At 33.9% G+C, this 15138-nt stretch carries 11 protein-coding genes; all 11 read left to right on the top strand.

Translation table 11 applies throughout. From position 1 onward, the window contains the following. Positions 1-13 precede the first annotated feature (13 nt). On the top strand, positions 14-2335 hold the full coding sequence (locus CBF36_RS00970; RefSeq protein WP_125955809.1) for a cation-translocating P-type ATPase: 2322 nt from the start codon (positions 14-16) through the stop codon (positions 2333-2335). A gap of 124 nt (positions 2336-2459) precedes the next feature. Continuing rightward, complete coding sequence (gene dnaG, locus CBF36_RS00965) at positions 2460-4298, top strand: DNA primase (protein WP_125955807.1); 1839 nt, start codon at positions 2460-2462, stop codon at positions 4296-4298. A 27-nt stretch (positions 4299-4325) separates the two neighbouring features. After that, on the top strand, positions 4326-5444 hold the full coding sequence (gene rpoD / locus CBF36_RS00960; protein ID WP_125955885.1) for an RNA polymerase sigma factor RpoD: 1119 nt from the start codon (positions 4326-4328) through the stop codon (positions 5442-5444). A 164-nt stretch (positions 5445-5608) separates the two neighbouring features. Next, a complete protein-coding gene (locus CBF36_RS00955) occupies positions 5609-6619 on the top strand; it encodes a DUF1002 domain-containing protein (RefSeq protein ID WP_125955806.1) in 1011 nt (336 codons plus the stop codon). Positions 6620-6767: 148 nt separating this feature from the next. Beyond that, entirely contained in the window at positions 6768-7922 is a 1155-nt protein-coding gene (locus CBF36_RS00950) for an efflux RND transporter periplasmic adaptor subunit (RefSeq protein ID WP_125955804.1), read from the top strand. Beyond that, positions 7922-8629: an ABC transporter ATP-binding protein gene (locus tag CBF36_RS00945; RefSeq protein WP_125955802.1), complete on the top strand. Its 708-nt coding sequence runs from the start codon at positions 7922-7924 to the stop codon at positions 8627-8629. Before CBF36_RS00950 ends, CBF36_RS00945 begins: the two co-directional genes overlap by 1 nt. Continuing rightward, positions 8622-9842, top strand: a complete 1221-nt coding sequence (locus tag CBF36_RS00940; RefSeq protein ID WP_125955801.1) for an ABC transporter permease — start codon at positions 8622-8624, stop codon at positions 9840-9842. Before CBF36_RS00945 ends, CBF36_RS00940 begins: the two co-directional genes overlap by 8 nt. Before the next feature lie 195 nt (positions 9843-10037). After that, entirely contained in the window at positions 10038-11474 is a 1437-nt protein-coding gene (locus tag CBF36_RS00935) for an NCS2 family permease (protein WP_125955799.1), read from the top strand. Between the two features lie 205 nt (positions 11475-11679). Next, positions 11680-12579: a diadenylate cyclase CdaA gene (gene cdaA, locus CBF36_RS00930; RefSeq protein ID WP_125955797.1), complete on the top strand. Its 900-nt coding sequence runs from the start codon at positions 11680-11682 to the stop codon at positions 12577-12579. Beyond that, complete coding sequence (locus tag CBF36_RS00925; protein WP_125955796.1) at positions 12569-13552, top strand: CdaR family protein; 984 nt, start codon at positions 12569-12571, stop codon at positions 13550-13552. Before cdaA ends, CBF36_RS00925 begins: the two co-directional genes overlap by 11 nt. 41 nt (positions 13553-13593) lie before the next feature. Next, on the top strand, positions 13594-14949 hold the full coding sequence (glmM, locus tag CBF36_RS00920; protein WP_125955794.1) for a phosphoglucosamine mutase: 1356 nt from the start codon (positions 13594-13596) through the stop codon (positions 14947-14949). Positions 14950-15138 lie beyond the last annotated feature (189 nt).

Raw genomic sequence — 15138 nt, 5'->3', positions numbered from 1 at the left:
GAGAGTAAGTATAATGAAAATGAATGAAAAAGGATTGACTCAAGAGGAAGTTAATCAGCGTATTAGTCAGGGACAAGTTAATGACTATGTTTCTGATACATCAAAAAGTAACAAAGACATTATTTATGATAATGTTTTTACCTTGTTTAATTTATTAAATGTTGTGATTGCTATTTGTTTAGCTTTAGTTGGGGCTTATAGCAATATGTTTTTTATGGCAATTATTATTTTGAATGTGGTCATTGGGGTATCACAAGAAATTCGAGCAAAAAATCTTGTGTCACAATTATCTATTGTGAATGAAGAAAATGTCGAAGTTTTTCGCGACAATCAAAAAGTAGGAATTCCCACAACAGAGTTAGTTTTAGATGATGTGGTTATCTTATCTGCAGGTCAACAAGTTCCTTCTGATATGGAGATTCTGTCAGGAAATGTTGAGGTGAATGAATCGTTATTAACTGGTGAAGCGGATTTAATCAAAAAATCGGCTGCAAGCCAACTTATGTCAGGGAGTTATGTAACAAGTGGTCAATGTGTGGCTAAAGTCGTTCATGTTGGAAAAGATAATTATGCCATCAAAATTGCTGAAGAAGCTAAAATTCATAAACCAGTCACTTCTGAATTAGTTGAATCCATTCGAAAAGTAGCGAAATTTACCAGTTATATTATCATTCCTTTGGGTGTGATTTTGTTTTTAGAAGCGTACTTTTTAAGACAAAGTGATTTGAAATTATCTGTGGTTTCATCTGCTGCTGCACTACTAGGTATGTTGCCAAAAGGGATGGTTTTATTAATTAGCATCGCCTTAGCAACAGGTGTAGTCAAATTAACAAAGAAAAAAGTATTGGTTCAAGACATGCACTCGATTGAAACGCTAGCTCATGTCGATGTACTTTGTTTAGATAAAACAGGAACAATCACACAAGGTAAAATGATTGTGTCAGAAGTAGTTGATGTCAATCAATCATTAACAGAATTGAACACAACAAACATAATGGAAAACTATATCAATGCAACAGATGATAATAATTTGACCATGCAAGCCTTGCGTTCTTATTATCAAACCTCAAGCAATTTAAACGTATTAGATGCTTTACCGTTTTCTTCGGATAGAAAATGGGGAGCAGTATTATTTGAAGGCGTTGGGTGTGTTTATCTTGGCGCGCCAGAACGCTTGGTTTCAGAAGATAATTTACCAAAAGAAGTTTATCAAGCACAAGAACAAGGCAGTCGTGTTCTACTTATAGGTGTTGATCAAACAGCCACTCAGCTAACTGATACAGTAGGAAATGTTGAGGTGTTATCAGTCTTAATTATTGAAGATGCTATTCGAGAAAATGCAGAACAAACATTGGCTTATTTAGATAGTGAAGGGGTTGCGTTAAAAGTTATTTCTGGTGATAATCCTGTCACTGTATCAAATGTAGCAAGACGTGCAGGATTAAATCACTATGAACAGTACATTGATTTGTCAACGATTGAAACGGAAGAAGAAGTAAAAGCTATTGTGGATGACTATACAGTATTTGGCCGTGTGAGTCCGCAACAGAAGAAATGGTTAGTCGAAGCCCTAAGACAAAAAGATCATATTGTCGCAATGACCGGTGATGGCGTCAATGATATTTTAGCTATGAAAGAAGCGGATTGTAGTATTGCCATGGCTGAAGGGGATAATGCGACACGTCAAATGGCTAATTTAGTTTTATTAAATTCTGATTTTACCACCTTGCCAGATGTGTTGTTTGAAGGGCGACGAGTTGTTAACAATGTGACAAAAGTTGCAAGTATTTTCTTTATTAAAACCATTTATTCGTTCTTGTTATCTATACTATGTATGATTTCAGCAGTTGGTTTCCCATTTATTCCGATTCAAATTACGTTACTTGATTTAGCGATTGAAGGTTACCCAACGTTCTTCTTGTCATTTGAATCCGATAAACGCAAGATTACGACAAAATTTTTACCAACTGCCCTACGACGAGCGTTACCAAATGCATTACTTGTAGTGATTAATATGTTAGTGATCTATTTTGTTTCTCCAAAATTAGGCATTACAGGAATCGATCAAACAACATTAATGTATTACATGTTGATTGCTGTTAGTGCTATGGCTGTGATTAAAGCGTGTTTACCGTTTAATCCACTGAGATTGTTTTTAGCTGTCACAACCACTGTGGGAACGTTTGTAGCAGCAATGCTATTTAAGTCGCTATTAGAAATTACTTGGTTAAACGCCACAACATTACCTGTTTTTGTTGTACTTGTTATCTGTTCAATTATAGGTAAGTTAATTTTAGATAAATTGATTACTGGGAAAATGGGTTCTTTTAACTAAGCACAAATTGTTGCAAACCAAATGATTTATGTTATAATTTATTATGAAAAGTTATGTCATGGTCGCGCTGAATTCAGTGCGACTTTTCTGACTTAATTATGTAAAAAGGGGATGACTCATAAGCATGTCACAATTAATCCCTCAAGAATTAATTGATACAGTTAGACAAGAAACAAATATTGTTGAGGTCGTTGAAAACTATGTTCAATTAAAAAAATCTGGTAAAAATTATTTAGGGTTGTGCCCATTTCACAATGAAAAAACCCCATCGTTTACCGTAGCAGAGGATAAACAAATTTTTTATTGTTTTGGATGTGGCAAGGGTGGAAATGTTTTTACCTTTATTCAAGAAGTAGAAGGGTTATCATTTCCCGAGGCAGTTGGAAAACTAGCCGAACCGCTAAATTTATCCTTACCAACGACCACATTTTCTACGGTGCAGCAAACGCCTAAAAATAGTATGCATCAGAAATTAATTGAGATGCACGAACATGCTAAAAGCTTTTTTCACCATATTTTGGTAAATACAGAAGTTGGTAAAGATGCTATGGCTTACTTGGAGAAACGAGGTATCTCTCGAGAATATATTGATGAGTTTGAATTAGGCTTTGCTCCTGACAATCGAGACATTTTATTAAAAGTCATGCAAAAAGAATTTAAAGACGGTCTTTTTGATGAGTCAGGTTTATTCGTCGAAAGAGATGATGGCACGTTTATGGACCGATTTTTTAATCGTGTCATGTTTCCGATAAAAGATTCTAAAGGCAAAACAATTGGTTTTTCAGGTAGGCAAATGCCATCGATTCAATCTGATACGGATAAAAAACAACCCAAATACCTTAATAGTCCTGAAACTGAGATATTTAATAAGCGAGAAGTAATTTATAATTTTCATCTTGCTAGACCTCATATTCGGAAAACAAATGAAGTGTATTTATTTGAAGGGTTTATGGACGTTATCGCGTCATACATGTCTGGTGTAAAAAATGCTGTAGCTACTATGGGAACAAGTTTAACAGAACAACAGATTCACCGATTAGAGCGTGTGTGTGAAGATGTGACGATTTGTTATGATGGTGATTCAGCTGGTATCAATGCGACAAATCGAGCTGTTGAATTATTAACTCAAAATACAGCGTTAGGTGTTCAGGTAGTGAGTTTACCTAACAAACTTGATCCAGACGATTATCGAATGGTATATGGAACGGAATCTTTAGAAAAAGAATTGCTACATCATAAGCAAACAGTATTCCAGTTTAAACGTGTTTATTTGATGCAAGATTTCAATTTGGAGAATGAATCAGACATCTTAACTTATTTGGAGCTTGTGTTAAAAGAATTAGCTATGATACCATCAGTGATTGAAAAAGATTTTGCTTTAACACAATTATCAGAAGAATTTAACCTTTCTAAGGAAACGTTACAACTTCAGTTAAATCAGTTAATTCAAGACAATAAACAGCAAGCTTTTAAACAGGTAATACCTAGAAGACCAGAAGTGGTGATTCCTAAAACACAAGAGCTTAGAAAAATAGATGTGGTTGAAAAAGCAGAAATGTTACTCATATTTCGGATTTTAAAAGAAAAGGCAACATTTCAGAAAATCAATAATCAATCAGATTTTTCGTTTGTTCATGATGCGTATCAGGAGTTATTTCAACATATAACAAGTTTTTATGAATTGTATGGCCGAGTTGAATTGGCAGATTTTATTAATTACTTAAAAGAAGAAAACTTACGTAATTTACTCATCACTATTACCATGCAAAATTTTAGTGAACAAAGTAATGAGCGAGAGATTAATGATTGTTTACAAGTCATAGAAAAAGCGAGTATTCAATCTAAAATAAAGGCTTTAAAAAAGAAGCAACAAGAAGTCAAACAGATAGGTGATTCTATCAAAGAAATGGAAGTAACATTAGAAATTATCCAATTGCAAAAAGAATTGAGTAATTGGGGATAATATAAGGGGGAGTCCATAGTGTCAAAAATGGTAAAAGATGAAGCATACAAAAAAGAAGTAACCAAATTCATCAAGGTAAACAAAGTAAAAGGTTCGGTGTTTTATGATGAATTAACTAACAAATTAGCTACTCCTTATGAATTAGATGCTGATGACATGGATGAATTGATTGAAAAAGTTGAGGACGCAGGAATTAGCGTTGTTGATGAAAAAGGCGAACCAAGTGAACATAGTTTGCGTATTGCTAAGAAAAATCAAGAATCTAAAAAAGCAAAAGAAAAAGAACCAGAAGAAGATTTGATTGCGCCAGCTGGTGTAAAAATTAATGACCCAGTTCGTATGTATTTAAAAGAAATCGGTCGTGTGTCACTTCTTACAGCGGACGAGGAAGTGGCTTTAGCTCTACGTATTAAAGAGGGCGACCCTGAAGCAAAACAAGAATTAGCCGAAGCTAACTTACGTTTAGTTGTTAGTATTGCAAAACGTTACGTTGGCCGTGGTATGCAATTTCTTGATTTAATCCAAGAAGGTAACATGGGATTGATGAAAGCCGTAGAAAAATTTGACCATGAAAAAGGATTTAAGTTTTCTACTTATGCGACTTGGTGGATTCGTCAAGCTATTACACGTGCGATTGCCGACCAAGCAAGAACCATTCGTATTCCGGTTCATATGGTGGAAACAATTAATAAATTAATTCGTATCCAACGTCAATTATTACAAGATTTAGGACGCGAACCGACACCAGAAGAAATTGGGGCAGAGATGGACTTACCACCTGAAAAAGTACGTGAAATCTTAAAAATTGCTCAAGAGCCAGTGTCACTTGAAACACCAATTGGGGAAGAAGATGACTCTCACTTAGGCGATTTCATTGAAGACCAAGAAGCCACTAGTCCTGCAGAGCACGCAGCTTATGAATTATTAAAAGAACAATTGGAAAGTGTATTAGATACATTAACAGATAGAGAAGAAAACGTTTTGCGTCTACGTTTTGGTTTAGATGATGGCCGTACTCGTACTTTAGAAGAAGTAGGGAAAGTATTTGGTGTGACGCGTGAAAGAATTCGTCAGATTGAAGCGAAAGCGTTAAGAAAATTACGCCATCCATCACGTTCTAAACAATTAAAAGACTTTTTAGAATAAAATCAATCAGGCACTAGTTAACCGCTAGTGCTTTTATTTTGAATTTCTTTCTTAAAAAGAATGTTAAATAATCCTTAAAAAAGTTATTTCATTCTAAAGTTGGATGGAATTTTAATTAATTTATGATACATTTGTAATGAATTAAAAAACGAAAAGGTGATTTTATGAATAAATTAAAAAAAATAGTATTAGGTTTATCTTTATTTTCAGCAGTAGGACTTTCAACATCTGTTTTAGCAGCAGAAAAAGCTAAAGATGAAGGATGGGATATTCCTAATATAGCCTTAGGTAATGGGTTAACAGATTCAGAAAAGCAACAAACACGTGACATTTTAACTAAAGATTTAAATAAAGTATCTACGTTGAGTGGTACAAACACAACGAATATTAATGAATATGTAGTGGATGGCAATGATTTAGTAAAATATGTGACAGATGTTCCTGAATTTACTAGTTCATCAAAAGCCTATTCAAGTGCATTGATTGCTCGTACAAAAAGTGGTTCAGGTGTTACTGTGGATATTGTGACACCGGATAAAATTACAGCAAGGACCGAAGCGATGTATCGCTCAGCAGCTATTACAAGTGGGGTATATGATGCGTATATTCGTATTGCAAGTGTGCGACCAATGGATGGTAGTGGTGCTCTAGCAGGTATTTATAAAATTTATGACGAAGTAGATCCTGCGACAGACCAGACAGCACAAAAAGAGCGTGATGAAAAACGTGAAGTTGCACAAGATCAAATGCAAGTGGTATCTGCTATCGATCAACAAAATCAAGATAATAAAGATTATTCATCAGAAAATTTGTTAGTCATGTTAGCAGATATTCAAATGGAATTACAAAAAATCAATAAGAAACTAAGTGAGATGTCTGATGAGCAAAAGAAACAAGAAGTAACTAATGTTGTGGATGAACAAATAGAAAAAAATGGGTTACAAGACGCTATTACACCTGAATTAAAAACACAAGTAGTTAATAATATGGTGAACTTTACCAATACAAGTGCTATTACAGATACTGAATTAACTAGTCAATTATCTGGTTTTAAAAAAGACTTAGTAAAAAATGGAAAAGAATTCAAAGATAATTTGCTATCTGATGAAAACGTAGCAAAAGCAAAAGGATTTTGGCAAAAAGTAAAAGACTTTTTCTCTAATCTTTTTAAATAGCAACATTAAGACTATTTAGCGTGAAAACGTTAGATAGTCTTTTTTTATGGTGATATTAATTATTTTTTCTGCAATAGGACCACCGACTGATTTATACTGTTTATTTTTTATGTATACTATGGTTATTAACTAAAAAGGAGTTAGTCGAATGTCAAAAAAGAAAAAGGTTGTTATTGGGAGTGTTATTGGATTAGTTATTATTGGAGTTATAGGATTTAAAGTATTTTCTTCTAAAGGCACACCTGTAGAAACAGCTAATGAACCAAACGTTGAGTTCTTTACGGTTGAAAATGTCGAACAGGTTTTTATCAATGGGGTTGTGACGCCAGTTATGTCAAAAGAATTTACGAAGGATACAACACTTGGGAAACTAGGTGATTTAAATGTAAAAAATGGAGATAATGTGACAAAAGATACAGTACTTTATCAGTATTTAGATGAAACAACAGATTCTCAAATTAGAGAACTTAAATTTCAAATTGAATCCACACAAGCAGAGCGTGATAAAGCAGCTAGACAAATGCAATTAGAATTAAATGAATTAAATAATACACCAACAAGTGACTCTGGTGAAGCACAACAAGCACCAGTATCAAAAGAAAGTGTTGAATTAAAATATGATTTAAGTAGTTATGACATTAAAATGAATCAACTGCAAACTCAAATTAATGAATTAAGTGAAAAGCAAGTGAATAAAGTAGTGGCACCATTTGATGGTCAAGTGATTATTCCTCAAGATCAAAATCGCGATAGTGCGATTTTAACGTTATCATCAACAGATTTTTACGTTGAGGGTAGTGTGAACGAAAAAGATTTAGAAAAAGTAAAAGAAAAACAACAAGCAGACGTCAGAACAGTTGCGGATAATAAGTTATACAAAGGTGAAGTGACCTATGTATCAAATATTCCAAATACACAGCAAGCTTCAGAAGGTGGTGCTGCTACAAATAGTAATTCACTGTCAAATTATACAGTGAAATTAAGCTTGAAAGATGCAAAAGAAATTCGTAAAGGATTCCATGTTCAAGCATCCATAAAGTTAAATGATAAAAAAATTGAAATTCCAAAAGAAGCCATTAAAGTTGATGATAAAACAAAAGAAGTTTATGTTTTAGTTGATGATTTTGGGACAATTGCCAAACGAGTTGTTGAAACAACAGACCAAGGCGCATCAAAAGACAAGGTTATCATCAATAGTGGTTTAGAAGGGTTAGATCGTGTGATTGTTTCTTCTGATACGCCACTAACAGTAGGTGAACCAACTCCTGGAGGTGACGTTTCCGCTGAAGGAGGGGATAAATAATGACTCATCAAGAGCAAGTGTTAGTTGAGTTAAATGATATCAATAAATATTATCCTGTTGGGAAATCTCAACTTCACGTATTAAAAGATTTAAATTTAACCATCAATCAAGGTGAATTTATTATGATTATGGGAAAGTCTGGTAGTGGAAAAACAACTTTAATGAATATTATTGGGTTTTTAGATCAACTATCAGATGGGGAGTATATCTTTGATGGCAAAGATGCCTCAAAATTAACTGAAAATCAAAAATCAACTCTTAGAAATGAATACATTGGATTTATTTTTCAACAATTCTTTTTAATCCAGTCATTAAATGTGGTGCAAAATGTTGAATTGCCTATGGTTTATGGAGGGAAAATAAAAGAAAAAAAACGTCGGAAAATCGCTTCAGAGTATTTACAGATGGTTGGATTAGAGGGAAAAGAATTTTCTAAAACAACAGAATTATCTGGAGGACAACAACAGCGTGTGGCAATTGCTAGAGCATTGGTGAATAATCCATTGCTTATTATGGCAGACGAGCCAACAGGAGCGCTAGATAGTGAAACAAGTAAAGATATTATGACGATTTTATCTAATTTAAATAAAGAAGGAAAAACAATTGTCATGGTAACCCATGATCCCGACATGAGAAAATATGCCACACGTGTGGTTTATATGAAAGACGGATTATTCCTTTCTGAGGAGGAATTTATCAATGGTTAAAAATCTATTTTTAAGCACATTTTTAAGTTTACGTGCACATAAATTACGTGTCTTTCTAACGATGGTCGGTATTATCATTGGGATTACAGCAGTTGTGACAGTATCTGCGATTGGTGAAGGCATGAAACAAAGTAGTTTAAAAGTACTTGATTCTACTGATGCTAATGTCATTCGTTTGATTTATAAAGTGGACTATAGTGATGAAAACGTTAGCTTTCAAGATGAAGAGCCATTTGCATTTAATCGTCTAGATTTAAAGTTACTACGTAGTTTAGACAGTGTTGAAACCATTGCAGCTGATTATGGGTATGGTTATGGTGCAACGGAATCTGTTTCAAGTCAATTAAGTTATTTTGATACTGGTGGAGGCACTGAGATTATTGCCACTAGTAAAACGGATATCCCAGTAGGTTTTGGGAGTGGGTTTACAAAAGATCAATTAGAATCAAATAGCATCGTGATTACTTATGATACCATGCAATCCAGTTTAGGAATTAGAAAGCCTCAGGATATCATTGGTCGAGCAATTGATGTCGATGGCATTAAGTTTGTTGTCATTGGTGTGAAAGATAAAATTGAAGATGGCGCAATGATTATGGATGATTCGGTATTTTATAGTGAAGTTCCTAAAAAAGCCTTTAATGAATTATCAAAAAATAAACCCATCAACGCGATTAAATTAAAGATGAAAGAATCTGGAGACAGACAAGCAGTGATCGATCAAGCAAACACTTTATTAAAAGAGCAACACCCTGATTTAGTTGGAGCATTTGAGGAAGATCGCTCTAACGAGCAAGCTCGTCAGCAAATTGAAGCCATGCTTCAAGCGGTAGTGACAGGATTATTATTTATTACAGCTATTTCACTTTTAGTTGGTGGGATTGGCGTGATGAATATTATGTATGTTTCTGTTTCTGAACGTAAGAGAGAAATTGGGATTAGACGAGCAATTGGGGCGAAGCCAATCACTATTTTATTACAATTTTTATTAGAAGCCGCTTTTATTACACTAATTGGTGGCGTCATTGGTATCTTCTTTGGTTGGGGATTGGCGACACTTATTTCAACTTTTGCAGATGGTATTACAGCGATTGTTAGTCCAGGAATGGCAATTCTATCGGCTTCCATATCAGCCGCAATTGGGTTAATCTTTGGGGTTATCCCAGCGATTAATGCTGCGAAATTAGATCCTATTAAAGCTATCTATCAATAAATAACGCACTTAATTTGTGATAAGCCAGCAAATTAAGTGTTTTTTTGTATTATTTTACATAAAACACGAACAATGATAAGAAAAAAACTTTTTAATATCAATAAATGGTTGCTATTTTTAAAATTCCACTTTATAATCAAGTTTGTTAAAGGCATTAACGAACAAATTATATTATGGAAGGTGTAATGTTAGGAAATGGAAAAGTTTTTTAAATTAAAAGAAAATAATACAACTGTTTCAACAGAAATTATGGCAGGAGTCACAACATTTTTCGCAATGAGTTATATCTTATTTGTGAATCCAACTATCTTGTCATTATCAGGAATGCCATTTCAAGCAGTTTTTTTAGCAACTATTATCGCATCCGTAATTGGAACGCTGATTATGGGATTGTTTGCAAATGTACCATATGCTCAGGCTCCAGGGATGGGATTAAATGCTTTTTTCACTTTTACAGTTGTGATGGGATTAGGTTATTCATGGGAACAAGGGTTAGCAATGGTTTTCTTATGTGGTATTATCAATATTATTATTACAATTACAAAATTAAGAAAATTAATTATTCAATCAATTCCTGAAAGTTTACAACATGCGATTGGTGGAGGAATCGGGATTTTTATCGCTTATGTAGGGATTAAGAATGCAGGATTTTTACAGTTTACTTCTGATGAAAGTGCGATTGTATCGTCTGTTGTAGATGGTGATAAAGCAACAAATGTTGTTTCAAATGGCGGAATTGTTCCAGCTTTAGCAAACTTTAATAATCCAGCCATTGTTTTGGCTTTAATCGGCTTAATTATTACAACGATTCTTGTAATAAAAAATGTTAAAGGTGCTATCTTAATCGGAATTGTGACAACAACGATTATCTCTATTCCAATGGGTGTAGTTGATTTAAGTGCGATTAATTTTCAACAAAATTCATTAGGAAATTCGATTAAAGAATTAGGAACAACATTTGGTGCAGCGTTTGGACCAAACGGAATGCCATCGTTGTTTTCAGATGCTTCTAAAATTCCGCAAGTGTTATTGACCGTTTTAGCGTTTAGTTTATCTGATATATTTGATACTATTGGAACATTTATTGGGACAGGTCGTCGTACAGGAATTTTTTCTAAGGAAGAAGAAGATTCTGTTATGACAAGTCGAGGTATTCATTCAAAAATGGATAAGGCATTGTTTGCTGACGCTATTGCTACAACAGCAGGTGCTGTAGTCGGAACAAGTAATGTCACGACTTATGTTGAGAGTGCAGCAGGAATTGGAGCTGGTGGTAGAACTGGTTTAACATCAGTCGTTGTTGCTGCGATGTTCTTATTGAGTAGCTTTTTATCTCCAGTGGTAGGTGCTGTACCAACACAGGCTACTGCACCAGCGTTAATTTTAGTTGGTGTTATGATGATGGCGTCATTTAAGGAAATTGAGTGGACTAACTTGGAAGACGCTATACCAGCATTTTTCACTTCAATTTTTATGGGGTTAGCTTATAGTATTTCGTATGGTATTGCAGCAGGTTTCATCTTTTTCGTGTTAATAAAAGTAGTAAAAGGAAAAGTAAAAGAAATTTCGCCAGTTTTATGGATAGTGACTGGACTATTTATTATTAACTTTATTGTTTTAGCAACACTATAGAAAGTCTAAACGTATCTGATTAGTTATCATCAGATGCGTTTTTTTATGTTCAAAAAAATTTTAGTAATTCGTTAAAAAAATACTTTCAAGGTTTTCAGATTATAAACCTATGTTATAATAAGAAAAGTATTATAAACCAAGTGTTTAGGGGGTATCGTTAGACAACAAGAAGTAGAATTTTAAAAAATGAAAGGGGAGGAGCAAGATGATATTAACTGGAGCGAGCTTGTTCAGACCTGATATTTGGCAAAACTTACTCAATAAGTATTTTACTTTGAGTGTGTTGGTTCATATAGTAGATATATTAGTTGTTTGGTATGTCGTTTACAAATTGTTAATGTTGTTAAATGATACAAAAGCCATTCAAGTATTTAAAGGGATTGCAGTTATCATCATTGTTAGAATTGTCAGTGATTTTTTAGGACTCAATACAGTGTCTTGGCTAATGAATCAAGTGATTACATACGGGGTGGTTGCGGCAATTGTCATTTTTCAACCAGAAGTTAGAAGAGGTTTGGAACATCTTGGTCGAGGGGCAGCATTAACTCATTCAAGTAGACAAAAAAATATGCAACAGTCCTTTATCACAGCGTTAGATGAATCTTTGCAGTATATGTCGAAACGTAAAATTGGTGCACTCATTACGATACAACGAAATGATAACTTAATTGATATTATTGAAAGTGGTATACCACTTGATGCAGATATTTCCAGTCAGTTACTTATTAATATTTTTATTCCAAATACGCCACTTCATGATGGGGCAGTTATTATTAAGGATAATAAAATAGCGTCAGCTTCAAGTTACTTGCCATTGTCTGAAAGTAATAAAATTCCTAAAGAGTTTGGGACAAGACATCGGGCGGCGATTGGTGTAAGTGAAACATCAGATGCGTTGACTTTAGTTGTGTCTGAAGAAACAGGAGAAGTGAGTATCACACATAATAAAACGTTTTTACCTGGACTTCAACGTGAAGCATATTTAGAAGTCTTGAAACAAGAGTTATCTGACTCCGTTGAAGATGACAGTCAATCAGGCATCGCATTGTTTATTGATGATATAAAAAAAGGCTTTAAAAAAGGAGGCAAAAAGGATGAAAAATGATAGTAAATCGCCTTGGTTTATTCGGATTTTATCTCTCTTTTTTGCTATTCTATTATATTATAATGCGAATTCATTTGTTATTTCGAATAAACCAGTCACAAACACGATGTCAGAATTACAAGCAACAGCTGAAAATGTACCCGTTAATGTGACGTATAATCAAGATAAATATTTTATCTCTGGCTATCAGGAAACAGTATCGGTTGATTTATCAAGTAATAATAAAATATTACTTGACAAGGAATCTAATGCTGAAACACGTAGTTTTTCAGTTGTGATGGATTTAACCAAATACAGTGTCGGGACACATGAAGTACCATTAGAAATTGTTGGGTTACCTAATTCAGTAAAAGGGACTATTAAGCCAGGAAAATTGTCAGTAACGATAGAAAATAAAGACAGTGATACCTTTAAAGTAGAACCTGCTATCGATAATAAAATTTATCAAGAAGGTTACTCAACAAAAGAAGCAACAGTTGATCCAATGACAGTAAAAGTAAGTGGATCTGAAGTATCAGTTAAAGAAGTGGACCGTGTGATTGCAGGGATAAGTGAGAAATCTAATGTTACAAGTAATTTCTCTGAAAGAGTTAAACCATATGCTGTTAATAAATCTGGAGAACCTCTTAATGTAAAAATTGAACCTGAGACTGTCAGTGTGAATGTAAAAGTAAACGTTCCAAGTAAACGAGTGAAAGTCACACCTGTTCAATCTGGTACAATATCTAAAGGTATCAAAGATTTTACTTTTACCATTAAAGATGACATGGTCGATATCGAAGGACCAAAAGAAGTATTAGATGAAATAAATGGTATCGATTTGAAAATTGATACAAGTAATATTCGAGAAACCGTGACTAGCTCATATGTTGTTGTTGTGCCAAATGGAGTAAAAGTGATTCCAGAAACTGTTTCTGTGACAGTTAAACCGAATGAAGTCAAAACATCAACAAGTGACAGTTCAAGTAAATAAACTAAAAGAAAAAATTGTAGAATGAGTTAGGAGATAAAAAAATGGGTAAATATTTTGGAACAGATGGTGTTAGAGGGGTAGCTAATAAAGAGTTAACACCAGAATTAGCATTTAAAATTGGGCGTTGTGGTGGACATGTTTTATGTCAACATAGTCATTTAACAGAAGGAAAACCACAAGTATTAGTGGGAAGAGATACTCGTATTTCTGGTCAATTATTAGAGCAAGCATTAATTTCAGGTCTATTATCAGTTGGGATTGAAGTCTTACAATTAGGGGTGATTTCAACTCCAGGAGTAGCCTACCTAACAAGAACACAAAAAGCTGCTGCAGGTGTCATGATTTCAGCTTCACATAATCCTGCTGAAGATAACGGCATCAAATTCTTTGGGCCAGATGGATTTAAATTATCAGATGAAGAAGAAGAAGAGATTGAAGTATTACTAGATACAGAAACAGATTTATTACCTCGTCCATCAGCTTTGGGACTAGGGACATTAAATGTTTACCGTGAGGGTGCTCAAAAATATATTGAATTTTTGAAGAAAACAGTGTCTGAACCTTTGACAGGGTTAACTGTTTGTCTAGATGGAGCAAACGGTGCGACAAGTCCATTGATTAATCAATTATTTGCAGATTTAGATACTGATTTTTATACAATGGGTGTGAGACCAGATGGATTAAATATCAACGATGGTGTCGGATCGACTCATCCAGAAGAGTTAGCTAAATTTGTTGTAGAAAAAGAAGCCGATTTAGGATTAGCGTTTGATGGAGATGGTGACCGTGTGATTGCAGTTGATGAAAATGGTCAAATTGTTGATGGAGATAAAATTTTATATATTTGCGGAAAATATCTTGCAGCAAACGATGAATTAAATAAAAATACGATTGTTGCAACTGTTATGAGTAACTTAGGTTTCCATAAAGCTGTCGAAGAAGCTGGCTTAACAGCTGTAACGACTCAAGTAGGGGATCGTTATGTTGTAGAGGAAATGAGAAAATCAGGTTATAATCTTGGTGGCGAACAGTCTGGGCATATTGTCTTTTTACAACACAACACAACAGGTGATGGATTGCTATCAGGGATTCAATTAATGCAAGTTATGAAAGCATCTGGTAAAAAATTATCTGAATTAGTAGCGGATATTGAAGAATATCCCCAAAAATTGGTTAATATTAAAGTATCAGATAAATATGGTGCAATGGATGTTCCAGCGATTAAAGCGGTGATTGAAGAAGTTGAAGGTGAAATGAATGGTGATGGTCGTATATTAGTTCGACCTTCAGGGACAGAACCTTTATTACGTGTTATGGCAGAAGCACCTACAGAAGAAAAAGTAAATTACTATGTAGAAAAAATTGCAGATGTAGTGATTCAAGAAATAGGAATTTAAGGTATTTATCAAAAAAGATGTTATCCTTCATGATAGCATCTTTTTTTTGTCTATACCAATATTCTTATATATGAAAAATAGAGTTATTTTAATGTTGACTGAAACCTTAATAAAGGTTATTATATTCTTGTTTCTATTTTATATTACTAATTAAAGTATCTATACCAATTTAGCGCCAGACCTTTTTAA

The organism is Vagococcus bubulae (genome assembly GCF_003950315.1).
Taxonomy (GTDB): Bacteria; Bacillota; Bacilli; order Lactobacillales; family Vagococcaceae; genus Vagococcus; species Vagococcus bubulae.
Note: the sequence above shows the minus strand (reverse complement) of the source record. Positions and strands in the feature narration are given on the sequence as shown.

Bases quoted from the DNA above. Each gene is read 5' to 3' on its own strand.
- glmM (WP_125955794.1), top strand. From the start codon at position 13,594: ATGGGTAAATATTTTGGAACAGATGGTGTTAGAGGGGTAGCTAATAAA.
- CBF36_RS00935 (WP_125955799.1), top strand. From the start codon at position 10,038: ATGGAAAAGTTTTTTAAATTAAAAGAAAATAATACAACTGTTTCAACA.
- CBF36_RS00955 (WP_125955806.1), top strand. From the start codon at position 5,609: ATGAATAAATTAAAAAAAATAGTATTAGGTTTATCTTTATTTTCAGCA.
- rpoD (WP_125955885.1), top strand. From the start codon at position 4,326: ATGGTAAAAGATGAAGCATACAAAAAAGAAGTAACCAAATTCATCAAG.
- CBF36_RS00945 (WP_125955802.1), top strand. From the start codon at position 7,922: ATGACTCATCAAGAGCAAGTGTTAGTTGAGTTAAATGATATCAATAAA.
- CBF36_RS00925 (WP_125955796.1), top strand. From the start codon at position 12,569: ATGAAAAATGATAGTAAATCGCCTTGGTTTATTCGGATTTTATCTCTC.
- CBF36_RS00940 (WP_125955801.1), top strand. From the start codon at position 8,622: ATGGTTAAAAATCTATTTTTAAGCACATTTTTAAGTTTACGTGCACAT.
- CBF36_RS00970 (WP_125955809.1), top strand. From the start codon at position 14: ATGAAAATGAATGAAAAAGGATTGACTCAAGAGGAAGTTAATCAGCGT.
- cdaA (WP_125955797.1), top strand. From the start codon at position 11,680: ATGATATTAACTGGAGCGAGCTTGTTCAGACCTGATATTTGGCAAAAC.
- CBF36_RS00950 (WP_125955804.1), top strand. From the start codon at position 6,768: ATGTCAAAAAAGAAAAAGGTTGTTATTGGGAGTGTTATTGGATTAGTT.
- dnaG (WP_125955807.1), top strand. From the start codon at position 2,460: ATGTCACAATTAATCCCTCAAGAATTAATTGATACAGTTAGACAAGAA.